This window comes from Flavobacterium agricola, assembly GCF_025919725.1.
Taxonomy (GTDB): Bacteria; Bacteroidota; Bacteroidia; order Flavobacteriales; family Flavobacteriaceae; genus Flavobacterium; species Flavobacterium agricola.
Genome location: NZ_CP081495.1, coordinates 1,043,160 through 1,061,852, shown reverse-complemented (window position 1 = coordinate 1,061,852; position 18,693 = coordinate 1,043,160). Strand labels below are relative to the sequence as shown.

The following is an 18,693-nucleotide window of genomic DNA, read 5'->3' as shown; positions in this document are numbered from 1 at the left end:
AATTAAACTCCTAAGTTACAAAAAAAGCTCTTTTTCAACTTGAAAAAGAGCTTGTATTTTGAATTAATTTTTGAAAATTAAGTTTCCTTCTGCGGCATCTAAAACAATTTTGCTTTCTGCTTTTACCGTTCCGGATAAAATTTCTTTAGAAAGTGCATTTAAAACTTCTTTCTGTATAACACGTTTTACTGGACGCGCTCCGAAATGCGGATCAAAACCTTTATCGGCTAATGTTTGAACTGCTGCATCAGTAAATTCTAATTCAATATGTTGTTGTGCTACCATTTTAACGATAGATTTTAACTGAATATCAACGATTTGTTTAATGTTGTCGTTGCTTAATGGCGTAAACATAACAATCTCGTCAATACGGTTAATAAATTCCGGACGTACCGTTTGTTTTAATAAGCCCAAAACTTCATTTTTAGCGTCGTCAACAATATCTTGGTCGTAACCGTTAGTCATGGTATCAAATTTTTCCTGAATAATATGGCTACCCATATTTGAGGTCATGATAATGATTGTATTTCTAAAATCTGCTAAACGTCCTTTGTTATCAGTTAAGCGCCCTTCGTCTAAAACTTGTAATAAAATATTAAACGTATCTGGATGTGCTTTTTCAATTTCGTCTAAAAGCACAACTGAGTACGGTTTACGACGAACTGCTTCTGTTAACTGACCGCCTTCATCATAACCAACATATCCCGGAGGTGCACCAACTAAACGCGAAACGCTGTGGCGTTCCTGATATTCGGACATGTCAATACGCGTCATGGCATTTTCATCATCAAATAAATATTCGGCTAATGCTTTTGCTAATTCTGTTTTACCTACACCGGTTGTACCTAAGAAAAGGAACGAGCCAATTGGTTTTTTCGGATCTTGTAATCCGGCACGACTACGGCGAACGGCATCAGAAATAGCAACAATTGCTTCTTCTTGACCTACTACGCGGTGATGCAATTCGGCTTCTAAGTTTAATAACTTTTCGCGTTCTGATTGCAACATTTTTGTTACCGGAACTCCGGTCCATTTTGCAACAACATCGGCAATATCTTCGTAAGTAACTTCTTCTTTAATTAATGATTTACCATTTTGGTTGGCATCTAATTGTTGTTGAAGTTCCTGAAGTTTTGCTTCGGCTTCTTGCATTTTTCCGTAACGAATTTCGGCAACTTTTCCGTAGTTTCCTTCACGTTCGGCACGTTCGGCTTGTAGCTTTAATTCTTCTATTTCATTTTTAACGTTCTGAACGTTATCTACCACTTCTTTTTCAGATTTCCATTTGGTAAATATTTCGTTACGATCGTCTTTTAAGTTAGCTAATTCTTCGCCTAAAACTTTAAGTTTAGATTCGTCATCTTCGCGTTTAATAGCTTCGATTTCGATTTCTAACTGCATAATTTTACGATCTAATACATCTAATTCTTCAGGCTTAGAATTAATTTCCATTCTTAATTTAGATGCAGCTTCGTCCATTAAATCAATCGCTTTGTCTGGTAAAAAACGGTTGGTAATGTAACGTTGCGAAAGTTCTACCGCGCCAATAATTGCTTCGTCTTTAATACGAACTTTATGATGCGCTTCGTACTTGTCTTTAATTCCGCGTAAAATTGAAATTGCACTTTCGGTATCTGGTTCATCTACCAAAACTTTTTGGAAACGACGTTCTAACGCTTTGTCTTTTTCAAAATATTTCTGGAACTCGTCTAAAGTTGTTGCTCCAATAGCACGTAATTCACCACGAGCTAAAGCAGGTTTTAAGATGTTGGCAGCATCCATTGCGCCATCACCACCACCAGCACCAACTAAGGTGTGAATTTCGTCAATAAACAATACAATATCGCCATCGGCAGCAGTAACTTCTTTTACAACTGCTTTTAAACGTTCTTCAAATTCACCTTTGTATTTTGCACCAGCAATAAGCGCACCCATATCCAAAGAAAAAACAATTTTATCTTTTAGGTTTTCGGGTACATCGCCTTGCACAATTCTGTGTGCTAAACCTTCTGCAATTGCGGTTTTACCCACACCAGGTTCTCCGATTAACATTGGGTTGTTTTTAGAACGACGAGAAAGAATTTGCAACACGCGTCTAATTTCTTCATCACGACCAATAACCGGATCTAATTTACCTGATTCAGCTAATTCGTTTAAATTTTTTGCGTATTTGTTTAATGAATTATATGTTTCTTCTGCACTAGCCGAGGTAACACGTTCACCTTTTCTAATTTCTGCAATAGCAGCTAAAAAAGCTTTTTCGGTTACGGTTTGGTCTTTTAGATATTGTGCAATTTTACTTTTAGATTTAAAAATGGCTAACAAAATATGTTCTATAGAAACATATTCATCATTCATTTGTTTTGCAATTGCAGAAGCTTCGTTTAAAGCAAAATTAGCTTCGCGAGATAATTGCAATTCACCGCCTTGTACTTTAGGAAAGCTGTTTAAAATGCTGTCTAATTGATGTACAAACGCATCTAAATTTACATTTAGTTTTTTTAATAAAAACGGAGCTACGTTTTGGTCAACTTCTAAAATAGCTTTAAAAATGTGCTCGTTTTCTAATTGTTGGTTTTGGTAGCCTTGCGCAATAACTTGAGCTTGCTGTACGGCTTCTTGTGATTTAATGGTATAATTTTTAAAATTCATATTTTTAGTATTTTTGATGTATCTTTAAATTTGTTATTTGCTTTGTATTAGTCAAAATAAGTACCAATGGTGTTTTTAATGACTTTTTTTCAGTAAAAAGCAATTTTTTATTAATTAACAAGACAAAATGTCTTAAAACAATTAGAATATGAGTTTTTTTAAGAATATATTCGGACAAAATGACACCGGTGCAACAAAACCAACTTTAGTGCCTTGGGAAAATTTAACCACATTAGCACAACTTGATGCTGTTATTGAACTTTCTAATACGGTTACCTGCGTTATTTTTAAACATAGCACTCGTTGCATTGTTTCGCGTACGGCGCTAAAGCAATTTGAACATGAGTTTGATGCGAACGAAAATTTAAAATTATTTTTCTTAGATTTATTAGCACATCGAGATATTTCTAATGCAATTGCCGAACGGTTATTTATACAACACGAATCGCCGCAAATTATTGTTTTAAAAAAAGAAAAGGTTGTTTACAGCGCTTCGCATAGCGCCATTGATGCTACAATTTTAGAACGTTTTGTATAAAAAAAAAGCTGAACAATTGTTCAGCTTTTTTTAATTATTGATTTCTGGTTTTAAATAATACCAAGTTTCAAACGTCCATTTTTTAGGGTTGTTAAACTTAATTTGTTCGTTCCAGATGTTTATTTTAGAATTGTAATCAACTTTAATTTCTTGTTGTTGAATTTGTTTTTCAATTGCTTTATCATACGTTTCCTGAAACGTAATGTTTCCGCTAAAAGAAGTTTTTAAAACTTTATCTGCACGTAAAGAATCTAAATAAATATCAGATTTAATAACCGGCGCAAGCTTTTGATTTACGGGTACGCCAACAAAAAATTCTTTTCGATTTGGCGTATCAAGCACCATTTCAATAAAGAAAATGTTGCCCGAAGCATTTTTGGTGTCTAATTCGCTTTTAATAAGTTGGTAGGCATTCAAAATTTCTTCACGAGAAAAATCTGCGCTAGCAAATCTAGATTTGTAATAATAGGTTTTGGGTTGATAAATTACCTGGATAGAATCGAACTTATGGTAACTAAAATCAGTTTCTAACTGATTTTGCATTTGATGGTTGATGTTGTTAAATATTTTAGAGAAATAAAAACGGGGTGAAATACCTTTGGTAAAAATGTTTATTTTATCTAAAAAATCTACTTCTCCATAAAAACGCCCATCTATTTCGGTGTGCGTACCTAACGAATCAGAAAACTGATATGCCATTTTACCAATTTTATCATCGCCTAAATAAACTGAAAATAAGGTAAAGTTGGTTGCAACCGAATCTAACTTTAATTGCAAGTCGGTTTGCGAATCAAAAAACTTTTCGGGCGCACTTAATGTATCATTTTTTAAATGATTGATGTTTGCCCAATTTAACGGATCGTTAAAGTAATTTTTTATGTAATACGTTTTAACATTTACTGCGTAATTATTGGTAATATCAAACCTGTTTTCTAAAGTTGCAATATATACAAGAATAGAAACAAAGGTTAATATAATAAGGTAAAGCAAATACTTAATTATTTGCATAGCTAATTATTGTTTTAAAAAGACTTTAATTAAAAATAATAAGGCAATAAAACCCAGAAACGCAAGTACAATCCATTTTGTACCTTTGTAATACGCGTTGTGAATTTTTAAATCTTTTCGGTACATAAAAATAATCGCTAAGGTAAAGCAAATAGCGAAAATAATTCCAAAAGTAATTTGTCCTGAGGTAAAGTTCATGAATTTGTATTAAAAACAAACAGCCATAATACAGGCTGTTTGTTGGTTATTTGTTTTCCTTACGGCGTTTGCGCTCGGTTGTAATTAGGTTTAACTCGCGCGAGGTTTGTCCTGCCACAGATGTGTTTTCTTGTGCTCGGCGAATTAAGTACGGAATTACTTCTTTAACAGGTCCGAAAGGTAAATATTTAGCAATGTTATAGCCGTGTTTAGATAAGTTGTAACTAATGTTATCGCTCATGCCGTATAATTGGCCAAACCAAACGCGGTTGTCGTTTTTATCTACTTGTTTTTCTTGCATGATGCGCATTAACATGTACGAGCTGTTTTCGTTATGCGTACCAGCAAAAATAGCCATGCAATCTAAATTGTCCATCATGTACTGCACGCCAGCATCAAAATTATCATCAGTAGCTTGTTTAGATACGCATATTGGCGATTTATAACCCATTTGTTCGGCGCGTAGGTTTTCTTTTTCCATGTAAGCGCCGCGAACAATTTTCATACCGATATGAAAACCTTCGGCTTTGGCTTTAGCCTGTAAATTTTTTAAATAATCTAAACGGTCCCAACGGTAAAATTGTGCAGTGTTGTAAATAATAGCTTTTTCTTTGTTGTAACGGCGCATCATTTCTTCGCACAAATCATCGGCTGCATCTTGCATCCAGGTTTCTTCGGCATCAATAAGCAACATTACATCTTTTTCGTAAGCTGCTTTACAAATTGATTCGAAACGTGCAACAGTTCTGTTCCATTCTGCTGTTTCAGATTCGGTTAAAGCAACTTTTGCACCAACTTTTTCGTACAATTCATGACGGCCAACACCGGTTGGTTTAAAAACCGCATACGGAATAGCTTGTCGTTGTTGTGCAAAATCAATAGTACGCAAAGTCATTTCTAATGTGCTATCAAATTGTTTTTCTTCGGCTTTTCCTTCTACAGAGTAATCTAATACAGAAGATACGCCTTTTGTATACATTTGATCTACTACTTTTAAGCAGTCGGTTTCTGAAACCCCACCACAAAAATGATCAAAAATTGTTTTTCTAATTATACCTTCTACTGGTAAATTAAGTTTTAAAGCAAAGTTAGTAAATTTTGTACCCACGCTAACAAGCGTTGGGTTTGCAATCATTTTAAAAAGAAAATAAGCTCGGTCAAGCTCTAAGTCCGATTTTAATTCAAAAGCGTTCTTGGTGTTGTTAAATATTTTTTCCATTACAATTAAGAAAAGTTCCTGACAAAGATATTATAAGAAATATTATTTATCATATTTTTTGCTTTATTTTGCTAAATAAATTCAATGACAAATGTAATGCAGCAAATAATTAGTAATAACCATAGTGTTTTTTTTAATGAAGATTGTTTTTTTTATTTATCCGATGCGTTAAAAGACGGCAATTATTCTAAAATATTTATTCTTGCCGATTCAGAAACTGTGAACCATTGTGTGCCATCTGTTTTAAGTAACATGCAAACCAATATTCCTTTTGAAATTATTGAGTTTGATGCGGGAGAAGAATATAAAACTATGGAAACCTGCATGCAAATTTGGAATGTTTTAATAGAATTAGGTGCCGATCGTAAATCGGTAATTATAAACGTAGGCGGGGGAGTAGTAACCGATTTAGGCGGATTTGTTGCTTCGGTATTTAAACGCGGAATCGATTTTATTAATATTCCAACATCTTTATTAGCCATGGTGGATGCCTCGGTAGGAGGAAAAAATGGGATTGATTTAGGAGCGTTAAAAAACCAAATAGGTACAATTACCAATCCGAAAGCCGTTTTAATTCATACCGGATTTTTAGAAACTTTGCCGCAAGTGCAAATGCGATCGGGTTTAGCAGAAATGCTGAAACACGGATTAATACAAGATGCAGAATACTGGCAGTTGTTTAAACATTTAGACGAATTAACTACCGAGCATTTAGATGCATTAATTTACAGATCGGTTGAAATAAAAAACAACGTGGTTACGCAAGATTTAACCGAAACAGGAATTAGAAAAGCCTTAAATTTTGGACATACCTTGGGCCATGCCATAGAAAGTTATTGTTTAGAAAACCAAGCTATGCCAACATTATTACACGGTGAAGCTATTGCTGTTGGAATGATTTTAGAAAGTTATTTGTCATTAGAAAAACAATTTATAACTTATGACCAATATCTAGATATTAAAACTACACTAAATAACCTTTACGATAAAGTTAATTTTAATGAAGCTGCTATTAATGAAATAGTAGATTTATTAATTTACGACAAGAAAAACGAGTTTGGAAAAATTCAATTTTGTTTGTTAAATGGAATCGGGGACGTAATGTTAGATCAGCAAGTTTCTAACGAGTTGATTTATAATGCGTTTAAAGATTATGAAAATTAGTTTTTTTTAATAATTTTAAATGCCCATTAAATGTAATTAATTTTTACATTTGCGCAAAATTATGATTAAGTGCCTCAAAGCAATTTTGCAGTGAATTGTTCACTTCATAAATATGTTGCGGTTTAACAGCCGTTGGCAAATTTACAAATTTGTTTAACTCGAAAATTTTATCATATTGGAGCTTTTACATGAAGAATTACAAATAGTTTACGCGAATCTTAGGGTATGATTTGAAGGTTTAATGCAGAAAAATTTATTCATTTATTAAACTTTACAAATCATGAACACTAAATATTACGATTTAATTAATCAAACTTTTTATTTTCCTCAAGAAGAATTTACTTTAAATAACGATAACAATTTATTATTTCATAACATTGATTTAATGAAATTGGTAGAGCAGTACGGATCACCATTAAAATTTACGTACCTGCCTCAAATCTCTAATAATATTAACAGAGCGAAAGGTTGGTTCCGTAAAGCCATGGAAAAACATAATTATCCGGGTAATTACTACTACTGCTACTGTACAAAAAGTTCGCATTTTGAATACGTAATGAATGAAGCGTTTAAAAACAACATTCATATAGAAACTTCATCTGCTTTTGATATTAATATTGTAGAAAATTTATTAGAGAACAATAAAATTAATAAAGATACGTATGTAGTTTGTAACGGTTTTAAACGCGATCAGTACATATCTAACATTGCTCGATTAATAAACAACGGACATAAAAATACAATTCCAGTAATTGATAATTACGAAGAATTAGATTTGTTGCAAGAAAAAATTGAAGGTAAATTTCCGATCGGTATTCGAATTGCATCTGAAGAAGAACCTAAGTTTGAGTTTTATACCTCACGTTTAGGAATTGGATACAAAAATATTGTGCCTTTTTACCGAAAAGCAATTCAAGAAAATAAAAATGTTGAACTAAAAATGCTTCACTTTTTTATTAACACAGGAATTCGTGATACGGCTTATTATTGGAATGAATTAAGCAAATGTTTAAAAGTTTACATCAACTTAAAACGCGAATGCCCAACGTTAGATAGCTTAAATATTGGTGGTGGTTTTCCGATTAAAAACTCGTTAACTTTTGATTACGATTACGCGTACATGGTAGACGAAATCATCAATCAAATTAAAATAGCTTGTGATGAAGGTGAAGTTGATTGCCCAAACATTTATACCGAATTCGGTTCGTTTACAGTAGGAGAGTCAGCAGGAGCGATTTACAAAGTTTTATACCAAAAACAACAAAACGATAGAGAAAAATGGAACATGATTGACTCGTCTTTCATTACTACATTACCAGACACATGGGCTATAAATAAACGTTTTATTATGTTAGCGGTAAACCGTTGGAATGACACCTACGAACGTGTGCTTTTAGGTGGTTTAACTTGTGATAGCGATGATTATTACAACTCAGAACAAAACTTAAACGCCATTTATTTACCAAAGTATAATAAAGAAAAACCTTTGTATATTGGTTTCTTTAATACCGGAGCGTATCAGGAAAGCATTGGCGGACAAGGAGGTTTACATCACTGTTTAATTCCGCAACCTAAACATATTTTAATTGACCGCGATGAAAACGGAATTATTGCTACCGAAGTTTTCTCTGAACAACAACAAGCTGAAGATGTTTTAAAAATTTTAGGATACAAATAATAATTAGTAAATAAATAAGTAAGTTAAATACATTATATTTAAAAAAATGAATAAAGGACCAATTAGCCAGTTTATTGAGCAAAACTTTTTACACTTTAATGCTGCATCATTAGTAGATGCTGCTAAAGGGTACGAAACACATATAAATGAAGGAGGTAAAATGATGGTTACCTTAGCAGGAGCAATGTCAACTGCTGAGTTAGGTATTTCATTAGCAGAAATGATTCGTGCAGGTAAAGTTGATATTATTTCTTGTACAGGTGCAAACTTGGAAGAAGATGTTATGAACTTAGTTGCGCATTCACACTACAAACGAGTGCCAAATTACCGTGATTTAACTCCGCAAGATGAGTGGGACTTATTAGAACAACATTACAATCGTGTAACAGATACTTGTATTCCCGAAGAAGAAGCTTTCCGTCGTTTACAAAAACATATGGAAGATGCATGGCATGCTGCAGAAGCTAAAGGAGAAAGATATTTTCCGCACGAATTTTTATATCAAGTAGTAAATTCTGGAGTATTAGCTCAATATTATGAAATTGACCCTAAAAATTCTTGGATTGTAGCAGCTGCAGAACGTAACATTCCAATCGTTTGTCCAGGGTGGGAAGATTCTACAACAGGAAATATTTTCACATCAAACGTAATAAAAGGAAAATTAAACGTTCATACTGTTAAAACAGGTATTGAATACATGGTTTACCTTACAGAATGGTACAGAGCTAATTCTGGAGGTAAAGGAGTAGGTTTCTTCCAAATTGGTGGTGGTATCGCAGGAGATTTCCCAATTTGTGTAGTACCAATGATGTATCAAGATTTAGAGTGGACAGACGTACCTTTCTGGTCGTATTTCTGCCAAATCTCAGATTCAACAACTTCATACGGATCATATTCAGGAGCTGTTCCAAACGAAAAAATTACTTGGGGTAAATTAGATATCAACACACCGAAATTTATTGTTGAATCTGATGCAACAATTGTAGCGCCATTAATTTTTGCTTACATTTTAAATAAATAAGAATTTATTTCGTTTAACTAATTTTAACAGAACTATCCCTTTACTAAATGAAAAGAGTAATTGTAGATTATGCTAAGCTTACGAATGAGATTTTGACGCTTTTAGTTGAAAAATTTCCTGATGGATATGATGATTCAGATATCATTCGTTTTAAAAATGCTAAGAATGAAACTGTAGAAGCGGTGGAAGTAAGAACTGAGGATACAATTTACCTTGTAAAAGTTAGTACAAAACTGGCAGACAGAATAGAAAACTTTGACGACGAAGAAGACGATGCAGATGTTTTACCAGTAGATGCAATTCCTGCAACTGCTTTAAAAGACATTGAGTTGGAAGACGACGAAGAAGAAGAAGAAATCAAAAAGCCACGTAGAAACGATGACGAAGACGATGCAGATGATGAAGATTATGATTCAGACGAGCCCATCGATGAAGACGACGAAGATGACTTATAAAAAAAAGCTCTCAATTTAATTGAGAGCTTTTTTATTTTATTCGTGTAAAGCTTTTTTAGCTGCTTCAAATTCATGTTCTATTTCTTCGTTTTTCTTTTGTGTAAGTAAAGAAACTAAATATGTTACAAGGGCTGAAGCTATAAAGCCTGGTAAAATTTCATACCAATCTTTGTAATTATGATTTATGTAAACCCAACATAAAACTACAGTTGCACCAACAACCATTCCGCTTAAAGCACCTTGCCAAGTTGTTCTTTTCCATAATAATGAAAATAAAATTAAAGGACCAAAAGCAGCTCCAAACCCTGCCCAAGCATTTCCAACCAAATTAATAATAGAATCTTTAGGGTGTAGTGAAAGTAACACAGCAATAATAGCAACAAGTAACACAGCAATTCTACTAAACAAAAGCAATTGTTTTGGAGTTGCATTTTTATGAATGAAAGCTTTGTAAATATCTTCTGTTAACGAGCTTGAAGTAACCAAAAGTTGAGAAGATATGGTACTCATAACCGCAGCCAAAATAGCTGATAATAAGAAACCTGCAATTAAAGGGTGAAATAATACGCGTGAAAAGTAAATAAAAATAGTTTCGGCTTGCTCTTTCGAATTGTCAAAAATAACCATTGTTTCTTGATCAAATTTTTGCAAATAAGCAATTCCGATTAATCCTACCAATAAAGCACCACCAACCGTAAAAATCATCCAAGTAATTCCAATTCTTCTAGCTTTCGGAATATCCGAAACTTTTCCGATAGCCATAAATCGAACCAAAATGTGCGGCTGGCCAAAATAACCCAATCCCCAAGCTATTAATGAGGTTATACCAATAGCTGTGGTGCCATTAAATAAGTTTAAGTACGTATCTTTTTTGTTGCTTACTATGGTTAAGGTTTCTGTAATGCCACCAATTTCATAAATGGCAACAATAGGTACAATAACCAAGGCCAAAACCATAATGGTACCTTGTACAAAATCCGTTAAACTTACGGCTAAAAATCCGCCTAAAAATGTATATAAAACCACAACAAAGCTGGTAACCCATAAACCGTAGCTATAATCAAACCCAAAAGCAGATTCAAATAACCTTCCGCCAGCAACCATGCCCGAAGAGGTATATAAAGTAAAAAATATTAAAATTAAAATTGATGAAACAATTTTAAGTAAGTTGGTTTTGTCTTTGTATCTGTTTTCAAAAAAAACAGGTAAAGTTATGGCGTTACCTGCAATTTCGGTATAAGTACGTAGGCGAGGTGCAACTATAACATAGTTTAAAAATGCACCAGTGGTTAAACCAATAGCAATCCAAGCAGAAGATAATCCCAACATATAAATAGCACCTGGTACGCCCATTAATAACCATCCGCTCATATCGGCAGCACCGGCAGACAAAGCAGTAACTGCGGCGCCCATTTTTCGACCGCCAATTAAAAAATCGTCGGAATTTGCATTCGATTTTTTGTATGAATAAACTCCAATACCGATCATTAATAGCATGTAAATTCCAATAGAAATTAGCTCGTAAACATTCATTTTGTATCCTTTTTATTTTTAAGGTAAATAATTTATGACGAATATATTCTTATTTTTTTCAAAATATATACCATCAACAACTAAAATCGATAAACTCACCAATTTATATACTAATGCCCATTTTTTTAAGTTATAAATTGAAAATAATTTACCTGAATTCTGACACCAATGGTTACCAATTTTCAAAACCTGCACCCTGCTGATATTGCAGAAAAATTAACTGCTTTAGATAAAAAAGAACGAACTGTTGCTTTTTATTTGCTATCTAATACTTCTAAAGTTCAAGTTTTAACTTATTTAGATGCTGATATTCAGCAAGAATTGGTAGTTAGCTTAACCGATGCTGATTTGGCTGAGGTTTTAAATAATTTAAGCCCGGACGATAGAACCGAACTTTTTGAAACCTTTCCGGATGCGTTAATTAAAGATTGCATCAATTTATTATCGCCTGAACAACGCAATATCGCCTTGAATTTGATTGGTTATAAAGAAGATAGCATTGCGCGATTAATGACGCCCAATTACATTCAAATTAAAGAATATTATACCATTACCGATGTTTTAGCTCATATTAAAAAATACGGGCAACGCGCCGAAACCTTAAACTACATTTTTATTGTTACTGATGATAATGTGTTGATTGATGATTTAAAAATTGAACAAATTTTGGTAGCCGATTCAGATACCAAAGTTTCTGAACTTATGGATCATCATTTTGTAGCTATAAAAACTACGGTTTTAATTGAAGAAGCGATTGAAGATTTTGAAAAATACGACCGCTCGGCTATTCCTATTGTTACAGAAAATGGCGTTTTGGTTGGAATTGTAACTTCTGACGATATCATTGAGCAAATGAAAAATCGCGATACCGAAGATATTCAAAAATTCGGGGGGATGGAAGAACTTGATGTTTCGTACACGCGAACGCCAATTTTAGAATTAATAAAAAAACGCGCCGGTTGGTTGGTTATTTTATTTGTTGGCGAAATGTTTACGGCATCAGCCATGAGCCATTACGACGATGAGTTAGAAAAAGCAATTGTTTTAGCCTTGTTTGTGCCTTTAATTATTTCTAGCGGTGGTAACTCGGGTTCGCAAGCTGCATCGTTAATTATTAGAGCCATGGCTTTGGGTGAGCTAAAGCTGAAAGATTGGTGGTACGTTTTAGTAAAAGAATTAAAATCGGGATTGGTTTTAGGACTTATTTTAGGCGCTATTGGTTTTACTCGTATTGTAATTTGGGAAAAGACCGGTATTTACGATTACGGCGAATATTGGTTAACCATTGCTATTACCGTTGCTTTATCTTTAATAATAATTGTGCTTTGGGGAACCTTGGCTGGTGCTTTAGTGCCTTTTATTTTACGTCGAATTGGTTTTGACCCAGCAACCGCATCATCACCATTTGTTGCAACCTTGGTCGATGTTTCTGGTTTAATTATTTATTTCACAATTGCCGCACTTTTATTAACCGGAAAATTATTGTAAAAAACGTTAAATACAGTATATTCTTGTTTGTGTTTTTAGATTTATCATTAAATAATTCTTGATATTTTATAAAATATTAAAAATTAAATTAAGACTGTAAAATAGGTGGTTAACGCACTTTTTGCTGCAATTTTACTTGTTAATAAAAAATTACAATTGCATATGCAATTGTAGTTTGTTTTTGCTAACTTAGTGAGCCGAATAACATGCATAAAAAATTAAGTTAACCTCGAATTTCAACTTGTTATTAAAAAATACAACATGCACGAATTAACCATCGTAAAAGATATTTTTTCAACCTTAGAAGAACATTATCAAACCAAGGTCGATGATATCCAAAAAATACAAATAACAGCAGGCTTACTTTCAAATGTTCAGCCGGTACTTATTCAAAATGCTTTTGATGCATTCATTACCGATAATCCTTCGTATCAAAATATGGAACTCGAGGTGGTAGTAAACGATATTGTGGCGCATTGCCACAAATGCGATAAAGATTTTAAAGTGCTGTATCACAAATTTGTTTGCGATTGTGGCACGCCTTCGGCAGATATTGTTCAGGGCAACGAATTGTATATTTCTCAAGTAATATTTAAACAAACCTTATAAAATATAATTATGGCATCAAATCCAAAAAGTTTAGGAAACCGTGTAGGTTCTTTACAATGTGATAATACAACTTTACATTTATTAAAAGCAAACGATTTTGTTGCAAACGCTATTAGAGAACGCTTAAAAAATGTTTGTGTAGTAAACGTTTGTTCATCACCAGGTTCTGGTAAAACAACTTTAATGCAAGAAACAGGTAAACGTTTAGCGAATGATTTAAATATTTCTGTTTTAGTTGGTGATCCTGAAACAGATCGCGATGCAGTACGTATGAAAGAAGTTGGTTTAAACGCTTTACAAATTGTAACTGGCGGAATGTGTCATATCGAAGCACAAATGATTTTACAAGCATTAGATCACATTGATATTGATAATACTGATTTGTTGTTTATTGAAAACGTAGGAAACTTATTGTGCCCATCTGCGTTTGACTTGGGCGAAGATTACCGCGTAACGTTATTAGCAACAACCGAAGGAGATGATAAACCTAAAAAATACCCGCGAATGTTTTTAACTAGCGAATTGATGTTGGTTTCTAAATCTGATTTATTGCCATACGTACCATTTAAGGTAGAAAACGTAACGCAAGATGCTCGCGAAGTAAATCCAAATATCGAGGTTATAACCATTAGTACATTAAATGGCGAAGGTATTGACCAATGGTGTGATTGGTTAAAAGAACGTGTAAAAGCTAAAAAATTAGCAGCAAGCGCTTTATAATGATGCAGCAAGCTGTAATTATAGATTCAGTTTTACCTCAAAAAAACATGCTTCCTGAAGCAGATGTTTTTGAAATTGAGTGGTTTGAAACGCAAAAACACAAATTTAGCCGTCAAACCAAAACTGGGGTTTTACTTCAACTAATAAATACCAATAAAAAAGAATGGAACCATGCCGATGCTTTATATAACAATGGCAAATTGGTTGCTCAAATATTTATAAAACCGGCGTTAACTATCTCGTTTGTTTCCAACCAAGCAAACGAGGTAGCCGATTTTTGTTATTACATAGGTAACCGGCATTTACCTGTTTTTACAGAACCGGAGGCACATTTGTTTTATGTACCGTACGACGGGAATTTGTATGAACAAGTTGTAGCAAAGTTTGCTGATAAAATAACCTTATCAGAAAGGCAACTTTTTACGCAAAACTTGCTTAAAGCAAAAAAATAAATAGTTATATAAATAACTAAATAACTAAATAACTAAATAATGGGTAGTAACAACCAACCAATCAACCTAAAACTATCTTTTACTTTTTTTTCTACTAAAAAAGTTACGTTAATGTCTACTTTATTTTTTTCGGCCTTGACATTTGCACAAACTCCTGTGAAAAAAGATACTGTTGCAGATACGCAATTAGACGAAGTTGTAGTACAAAATAAATATTATAAAAAATACAATACCCGCAATATATCTTCTGCGTTGCGTTTAGAAGCCGAAATGTTGGCTATTCCGCAAAACATTCAGCTAATCAGTTCAGAGGTTTTACGTGATCAAGCGGTTTTTAATGTTACCGAAGCTGTAACACGTAATGTAAGCGGTACATTTAGAGAAGAATTACACAACGCTATTTCACCCGATATTTTTTCGCGGGGGGCTATATTAATGCCCAACGAAACGGGGTAGATTTACGTCCTATTATAAAAGGTCCGCTGGGTGATGATACGGCTATTATAGAAAGTATTGAATTTGTTAAAGGTCCGGCAGGATTTATGAATGCCATGAGCGATCCGGCAGGTTCGTACAATATTGTAACCAAAAAACCGATGGGTATCAATAAAAATACAGCGCAATTTTCGTACGGCAGTTTTGGAACCTTTCGTGCTGAAGCCGATTTACAAGGCGTAGTTACAGAAGATCGTAAATTAGCTGTACGTTTTAATGTGATGGGAATGAAAACCGATGGTTTTTTAAAACACGACAACAGCCAACGTATTTTAATGGCGCCATCGTTTAAATATAGCTTTAACGAAAAATCGAACCTTACGTTAGAACTTATTTATCAAACCTTAACCTATAACTTGCTAAGCGAAGCACAAATTTCGCCTTACGGATTCGGGACTTTACCACGTGATTTTTCTATCAGTGATCCGTCAATGCGCCCGTATAAAGGAAACGATTACAATGCCTTTTTAACTTGGGAACAAGAAGTTGCACAAGATTGGAAATTAACCACACGCGTTTCTAACATCAATAACGATTACGCCGGATCTATTTTTTGGGTTTATGGTAAAAACCAACAAGATCCTGATATTTTAAATCGCTATTTGGTGTACGATTCGGTTAAATACAATACTTTTTCTGCACAAAGTTACATACAAGGTAAATTTACAACCGGCGATGTAAAAAATACATTTTTAGGAGGAATTGATTTCAACCATAAAAAAAATTCAAGCGTTGATACGTGGGGCACTGCCGAAACTATTTATCCGTTAAGCATTTCTAATCCGCAATACGGACAAGTTATTTTAAACAACGGAATTGGTGGTGGATTTGATTCAGAAAACAACATTTATACCGACGCAAACAAAACCAACGCAACTTTGTACTACGTTTCGGCTCATGCTATTAACGAAAGTTCGTTTTTAGATGATAAGTTTAAAGTAAATTACGGAGTGCGTTTAACGCAATTACATGGTAACTTTAACCAATACGGTGATAAAGTAAAGCAAGATGAATTTGAAGTTACGCCGCGTTTAGGATTAAGTTATTTACCTATTGAATCCATGAATATTTATGCGCTGTACGATCAAAGCTTTTTGCCACAAATCGGTATTGCGCACGACGGATCGGACTTAAAACCATTAAAAGGTAAAAGTTACGAAGTTGGGGTTAAAAAAGATTGGAACGATGGTGCTTGGAATACCACTGCATCGGTTTATTTAATTGATAGAAACCGCATGAATGTTAACGACCCGGCATCAAGTAAAATTTATCAAACCGGTGCAAACCGTTCTAAAGGTTTTGAATTTGATTTAAAAGGTAGAATTGCCGAAGGGTTAAGCGTAATTATTAACTACGCGTACACCGATTCTAAAATTACAAAAGATGAATTTAACCCGAGTATGGTAGGAGCAGCAACGCCAAATCGCATCCGTCATATTCAAAATACTTGGTTAGATTACCAATTGCCATTCAAAAACCTTCCTGGTTTTTCTGTGAGCGCTGGTTATCAATATTTAGCAGGCCGTACCGAACGTTTTACAACCGATGATCCGCAACCGTTAAAAGATATTTTTAAGGTAGATATGGGCGTTGGTTATGCAAGCAAAAAATACCGTGTGCAAGTTATGGCAAGCAACTTATTTAACGAAAAAATATATTCAACCGCATGGAAACGTAACGATATGTATTATTGGGTGCAACAAGCGCCACGTAGCATTCGTTGCGTAGTTTCAATGAACTTTTAATACATAACTATTTCATCTTATGAAATTATATGCAAAAATAATAAGCGCATGTGCTGTGTTAATCATGCTTGCTTCTTGTAAGGAACAAGCAACTCAAACCGCTGAAAAAGAACACGCCATTAGCGTTACCGATACCAAAGGAAATTTAGTTACTTTAGATAAACCTGCCGAACGAATTGTTTGTTTATTCGATCCGGCTTTAGATTTATTAACCATGTTAGGCGCAACCGATAAAGTTGTCGGAATTCCGATTGACGTTTACGTAGATCAAGAATTATATCAACCGTTTAGTTTACTAAATCAAGATATTGCCAATAAAACTATTAAAACACCTGGTAGTAACGAATTGCAACAACTAGAAGAAATTGTTGCCTTAAAACCCGATTTGTTAATTGTACAAAACCTAAACCCAGGAATGGTACAAACTTTAAAAAATATGGGGGTTGCAACGTATATGTTTACTTCAGAAAGCCAGGCAAACTTGATGCAAGAACTTCAGGACGTTTCGGTGTTAACTGGTAAACAAGAACGTGGTTTAGAGCTTGAAAATTATGCAAAATCACAATTTGCTAAATTAACTGAGCAAGCCAATGCAATTCCTGAAAAACAACGCAAATCGGTATATTTTACTTGGGCTAACGGTCGTATTTATTCTACAACCGGACGTAACAGTATGATGAACGATTGTTTGGTTTTAGCCGGAACAACCAATGTTTGCACCAGCGCTATAGATCAGCCCAACATCAATCCAGAAACATTAGTTTCTTGGAATCCTGATATGATTGTGATGTGGAATGATGATCCGAATTTGTTTTATAAAAAGCCAGAATTAGCTAATGTTACTGCAATAAAAAACAAAGCCATCCACAACCTAATGCCTATGTTTTTTTACAACCCGCATACGTTAAAATCTATTTGTGCAGCTATTGCAATAAAAGAATGGGCGTACGGCAATCAGGAAAACGCAAACGCGCAAGTTCGCGAAGTAATAGAAGTGCTTTACGGTAAAGAAAAAGCGCAAAACCTATTAACCTTACTAAACTAAATTATGATTCAAGAAATTGCAAAATATTGGGACAAGCAAAGCGAAATTTGGCGCGAAGAAAAAGAAGAAGCTTGGAGCCAACCCGAAACCGAAAAATGGTTAACATATTTTAAAAGCGTGAAAGCCGACCAAAACGGATTTAAGGTTTTAGAAATTGGTACTGCATCGGGCTATTTTGCTAATATTTTGCATTTAGCGGGTTATGAGGTTACAGCTGTTGATGTTTCTCCGAATATGATTAAAGAAGCGAAAGAAGTTTCTGCAGCACTTAAAATTCCGGTTACGTATCACGTAATGGATGCGCAACATTTAGATTTTGAAAACGAAACGTTTGATTTGGTTTTTACTCGTTTAATGACATGGACCATTCCGGATTTAAATCAATTTTACAGCGAAGCCTTTCGCGTGTTAAAAAATGGTGGTGTTTTATTAAATATGGATGGCGATTTTGGCAAATGCCAATTCAGTCAAGAAGGACATGAAAAATACCCAGAAGATATTATGGAACAAGCCAATCAAATTAAAGCACAATTGGCTGTTAATACATACAATCGTCCAATTAAAGATGTTGAATTTTTAGAAAAAATAGGTTTTACAACCATTGTTGTTGAAGCTGATCCGTTGGCAAATGCACCTGACGAAGGTTTGTTTACCCTAAAAGCAATTAAATAAT

General features: G+C 34.0%; 18 protein-coding genes. 13 read left to right on the top strand and 5 right to left on the bottom strand.

Annotation, left to right across the window (positions count from 1 at the left end; genetic code table 11):
• Positions 1-63: 63 nt before the first annotated feature.
• The gene (gene clpB, locus K5I29_RS05325; RefSeq protein ID WP_264434862.1) at positions 64-2,652 is read right to left on the bottom strand and encodes an ATP-dependent chaperone ClpB; all 2,589 of its coding nucleotides are present in this window, start codon (positions 2,650-2,652) and stop codon (positions 64-66) included.
• Between the two features lie 148 nt (positions 2,653-2,800).
• On the opposite strand from clpB, the gene ytxJ reads away from it, so the two are divergent.
• Positions 2,801-3,190, top strand: coding sequence for a bacillithiol system redox-active protein YtxJ (gene ytxJ, locus K5I29_RS05320; protein WP_264434860.1), 390 nt, complete (start codon positions 2,801-2,803; stop codon positions 3,188-3,190).
• Between the two features lie 30 nt (positions 3,191-3,220).
• On the opposite strand, the gene K5I29_RS05315 is transcribed toward ytxJ, so the two are convergent.
• The 3 genes from K5I29_RS05315 to K5I29_RS05305 are packed head-to-tail and all read right to left on the bottom strand — an operon-like array spanning position 3,221 to position 5,615.
• Positions 3,221-4,198 carry a hypothetical protein gene (locus tag K5I29_RS05315; protein WP_264434859.1) on the bottom strand — a complete coding sequence of 326 codons (978 nt, stop codon included), beginning with the start codon at positions 4,196-4,198 and terminating at the stop codon, positions 3,221-3,223.
• A 6-nt stretch (positions 4,199-4,204) separates the two neighbouring features.
• Positions 4,205-4,396 carry a hypothetical protein gene (locus K5I29_RS05310; RefSeq protein ID WP_264434857.1) on the bottom strand — a complete coding sequence of 64 codons (192 nt, stop codon included), beginning with the start codon at positions 4,394-4,396 and terminating at the stop codon, positions 4,205-4,207.
• A gap of 46 nt (positions 4,397-4,442) precedes the next feature.
• Entirely contained in the window at positions 4,443-5,615 is a 1,173-nt protein-coding gene (locus tag K5I29_RS05305; protein WP_264434856.1) for a proline dehydrogenase family protein, read from the bottom strand.
• A gap of 96 nt (positions 5,616-5,711) precedes the next feature.
• Here K5I29_RS05305 and aroB point away from each other — a divergent pair, with 96 nt between their 5' ends.
• From aroB to K5I29_RS05285, 4 genes are all read left to right on the top strand, one after another.
• Positions 5,712-6,779 carry a 3-dehydroquinate synthase gene (gene aroB, locus K5I29_RS05300; protein ID WP_264435165.1) on the top strand — a complete coding sequence of 356 codons (1,068 nt, stop codon included), beginning with the start codon at positions 5,712-5,714 and terminating at the stop codon, positions 6,777-6,779.
• A gap of 280 nt (positions 6,780-7,059) precedes the next feature.
• A complete protein-coding gene (locus tag K5I29_RS05295; RefSeq protein WP_264434855.1) occupies positions 7,060-8,457 on the top strand; it encodes an arginine decarboxylase in 1,398 nt (465 codons plus the stop codon).
• Between the two features lie 46 nt (positions 8,458-8,503).
• On the top strand, positions 8,504-9,478 hold the full coding sequence (locus K5I29_RS05290) for a deoxyhypusine synthase family protein (RefSeq protein WP_264434854.1): 975 nt from the start codon (positions 8,504-8,506) through the stop codon (positions 9,476-9,478).
• 47 nt (positions 9,479-9,525) lie between these two features.
• A complete protein-coding gene (locus K5I29_RS05285) occupies positions 9,526-9,933 on the top strand; it encodes a DNA primase (RefSeq protein WP_264434852.1) in 408 nt (135 codons plus the stop codon).
• A 36-nt stretch (positions 9,934-9,969) separates the two neighbouring features.
• Here K5I29_RS05285 and putP read toward each other — a convergent pair whose 3' ends face one another.
• Positions 9,970-11,466, bottom strand: a complete 1,497-nt coding sequence (gene putP / locus K5I29_RS05280; RefSeq protein WP_264434851.1) for a sodium/proline symporter PutP — start codon at positions 11,464-11,466, stop codon at positions 9,970-9,972.
• A 168-nt stretch (positions 11,467-11,634) separates the two neighbouring features.
• Between putP and mgtE the strand changes: the two genes are divergently transcribed.
• The 8 genes from mgtE to K5I29_RS05240 all read left to right on the top strand — a co-directional run bounded on the left by mgtE (position 11,635) and on the right by K5I29_RS05240 (position 18,692).
• Positions 11,635-12,954, top strand: coding sequence for a magnesium transporter (gene mgtE, locus K5I29_RS05275; RefSeq protein ID WP_264434849.1), 1,320 nt, complete (start codon positions 11,635-11,637; stop codon positions 12,952-12,954).
• 261 nt (positions 12,955-13,215) lie between these two features.
• A complete protein-coding gene (locus tag K5I29_RS05270; RefSeq protein ID WP_264434848.1) occupies positions 13,216-13,563 on the top strand; it encodes a hydrogenase maturation nickel metallochaperone HypA/HybF in 348 nt (115 codons plus the stop codon).
• A 9-nt stretch (positions 13,564-13,572) separates the two neighbouring features.
• Positions 13,573-14,283 carry a hydrogenase nickel incorporation protein HypB gene (hypB, locus tag K5I29_RS05265; protein ID WP_264434847.1) on the top strand — a complete coding sequence of 237 codons (711 nt, stop codon included), beginning with the start codon at positions 13,573-13,575 and terminating at the stop codon, positions 14,281-14,283.
• Positions 14,283-14,735 carry an urease accessory protein UreE gene (locus K5I29_RS05260; protein WP_264434845.1) on the top strand — a complete coding sequence of 151 codons (453 nt, stop codon included), beginning with the start codon at positions 14,283-14,285 and terminating at the stop codon, positions 14,733-14,735. Before hypB ends, K5I29_RS05260 begins: the two co-directional genes overlap by 1 nt.
• Positions 14,736-14,846: 111 nt before the next feature.
• A complete protein-coding gene (locus tag K5I29_RS05255; RefSeq protein WP_264434844.1) occupies positions 14,847-15,191 on the top strand; it encodes a hypothetical protein in 345 nt (114 codons plus the stop codon).
• Entirely contained in the window at positions 15,122-16,975 is a 1,854-nt protein-coding gene (locus K5I29_RS05250; protein ID WP_317134310.1) for a TonB-dependent siderophore receptor, read from the top strand. Before K5I29_RS05255 ends, K5I29_RS05250 begins: the two co-directional genes overlap by 70 nt.
• A gap of 19 nt (positions 16,976-16,994) precedes the next feature.
• Positions 16,995-18,020: an ABC transporter substrate-binding protein gene (locus tag K5I29_RS05245; protein ID WP_264434843.1), complete on the top strand. Its 1,026-nt coding sequence runs from the start codon at positions 16,995-16,997 to the stop codon at positions 18,018-18,020.
• A gap of 3 nt (positions 18,021-18,023) precedes the next feature.
• Complete coding sequence (locus tag K5I29_RS05240; protein WP_264434842.1) at positions 18,024-18,692, top strand: class I SAM-dependent methyltransferase; 669 nt, start codon at positions 18,024-18,026, stop codon at positions 18,690-18,692.
• The last annotated feature ends 1 nt before the right edge of the window (position 18,693 follow it).

What these genes read in the sequence shown, in the direction of transcription:
- clpB (WP_264434862.1), bottom strand. Translation starts at nt 2,652, where the DNA reads ATGAATTTTAAAAATTATACCATTAAATCACAAGAAGCCGTACAGCAA.
- ytxJ (WP_264434860.1), top strand. Translation starts at nt 2,801, where the DNA reads ATGAGTTTTTTTAAGAATATATTCGGACAAAATGACACCGGTGCAACA.
- K5I29_RS05315 (WP_264434859.1), bottom strand. Translation starts at nt 4,198, where the DNA reads ATGCAAATAATTAAGTATTTGCTTTACCTTATTATATTAACCTTTGTT.
- K5I29_RS05310 (WP_264434857.1), bottom strand. Translation starts at nt 4,396, where the DNA reads ATGAACTTTACCTCAGGACAAATTACTTTTGGAATTATTTTCGCTATT.
- K5I29_RS05305 (WP_264434856.1), bottom strand. Translation starts at nt 5,615, where the DNA reads ATGGAAAAAATATTTAACAACACCAAGAACGCTTTTGAATTAAAATCG.
- aroB (WP_264435165.1), top strand. Translation starts at nt 5,712, where the DNA reads ATGCAGCAAATAATTAGTAATAACCATAGTGTTTTTTTTAATGAAGAT.
- K5I29_RS05295 (WP_264434855.1), top strand. Translation starts at nt 7,060, where the DNA reads ATGAACACTAAATATTACGATTTAATTAATCAAACTTTTTATTTTCCT.
- K5I29_RS05290 (WP_264434854.1), top strand. Translation starts at nt 8,504, where the DNA reads ATGAATAAAGGACCAATTAGCCAGTTTATTGAGCAAAACTTTTTACAC.
- K5I29_RS05285 (WP_264434852.1), top strand. Translation starts at nt 9,526, where the DNA reads ATGAAAAGAGTAATTGTAGATTATGCTAAGCTTACGAATGAGATTTTG.
- putP (WP_264434851.1), bottom strand. Translation starts at nt 11,466, where the DNA reads ATGAATGTTTACGAGCTAATTTCTATTGGAATTTACATGCTATTAATG.
- mgtE (WP_264434849.1), top strand. Translation starts at nt 11,635, where the DNA reads ATGGTTACCAATTTTCAAAACCTGCACCCTGCTGATATTGCAGAAAAA.
- K5I29_RS05270 (WP_264434848.1), top strand. Translation starts at nt 13,216, where the DNA reads ATGCACGAATTAACCATCGTAAAAGATATTTTTTCAACCTTAGAAGAA.
- hypB (WP_264434847.1), top strand. Translation starts at nt 13,573, where the DNA reads ATGGCATCAAATCCAAAAAGTTTAGGAAACCGTGTAGGTTCTTTACAA.
- K5I29_RS05260 (WP_264434845.1), top strand. Translation starts at nt 14,283, where the DNA reads ATGATGCAGCAAGCTGTAATTATAGATTCAGTTTTACCTCAAAAAAAC.
- K5I29_RS05255 (WP_264434844.1), top strand. Translation starts at nt 14,847, where the DNA reads ATGTCTACTTTATTTTTTTCGGCCTTGACATTTGCACAAACTCCTGTG.
- K5I29_RS05245 (WP_264434843.1), top strand. Translation starts at nt 16,995, where the DNA reads ATGAAATTATATGCAAAAATAATAAGCGCATGTGCTGTGTTAATCATG.
- K5I29_RS05240 (WP_264434842.1), top strand. Translation starts at nt 18,024, where the DNA reads ATGATTCAAGAAATTGCAAAATATTGGGACAAGCAAAGCGAAATTTGG.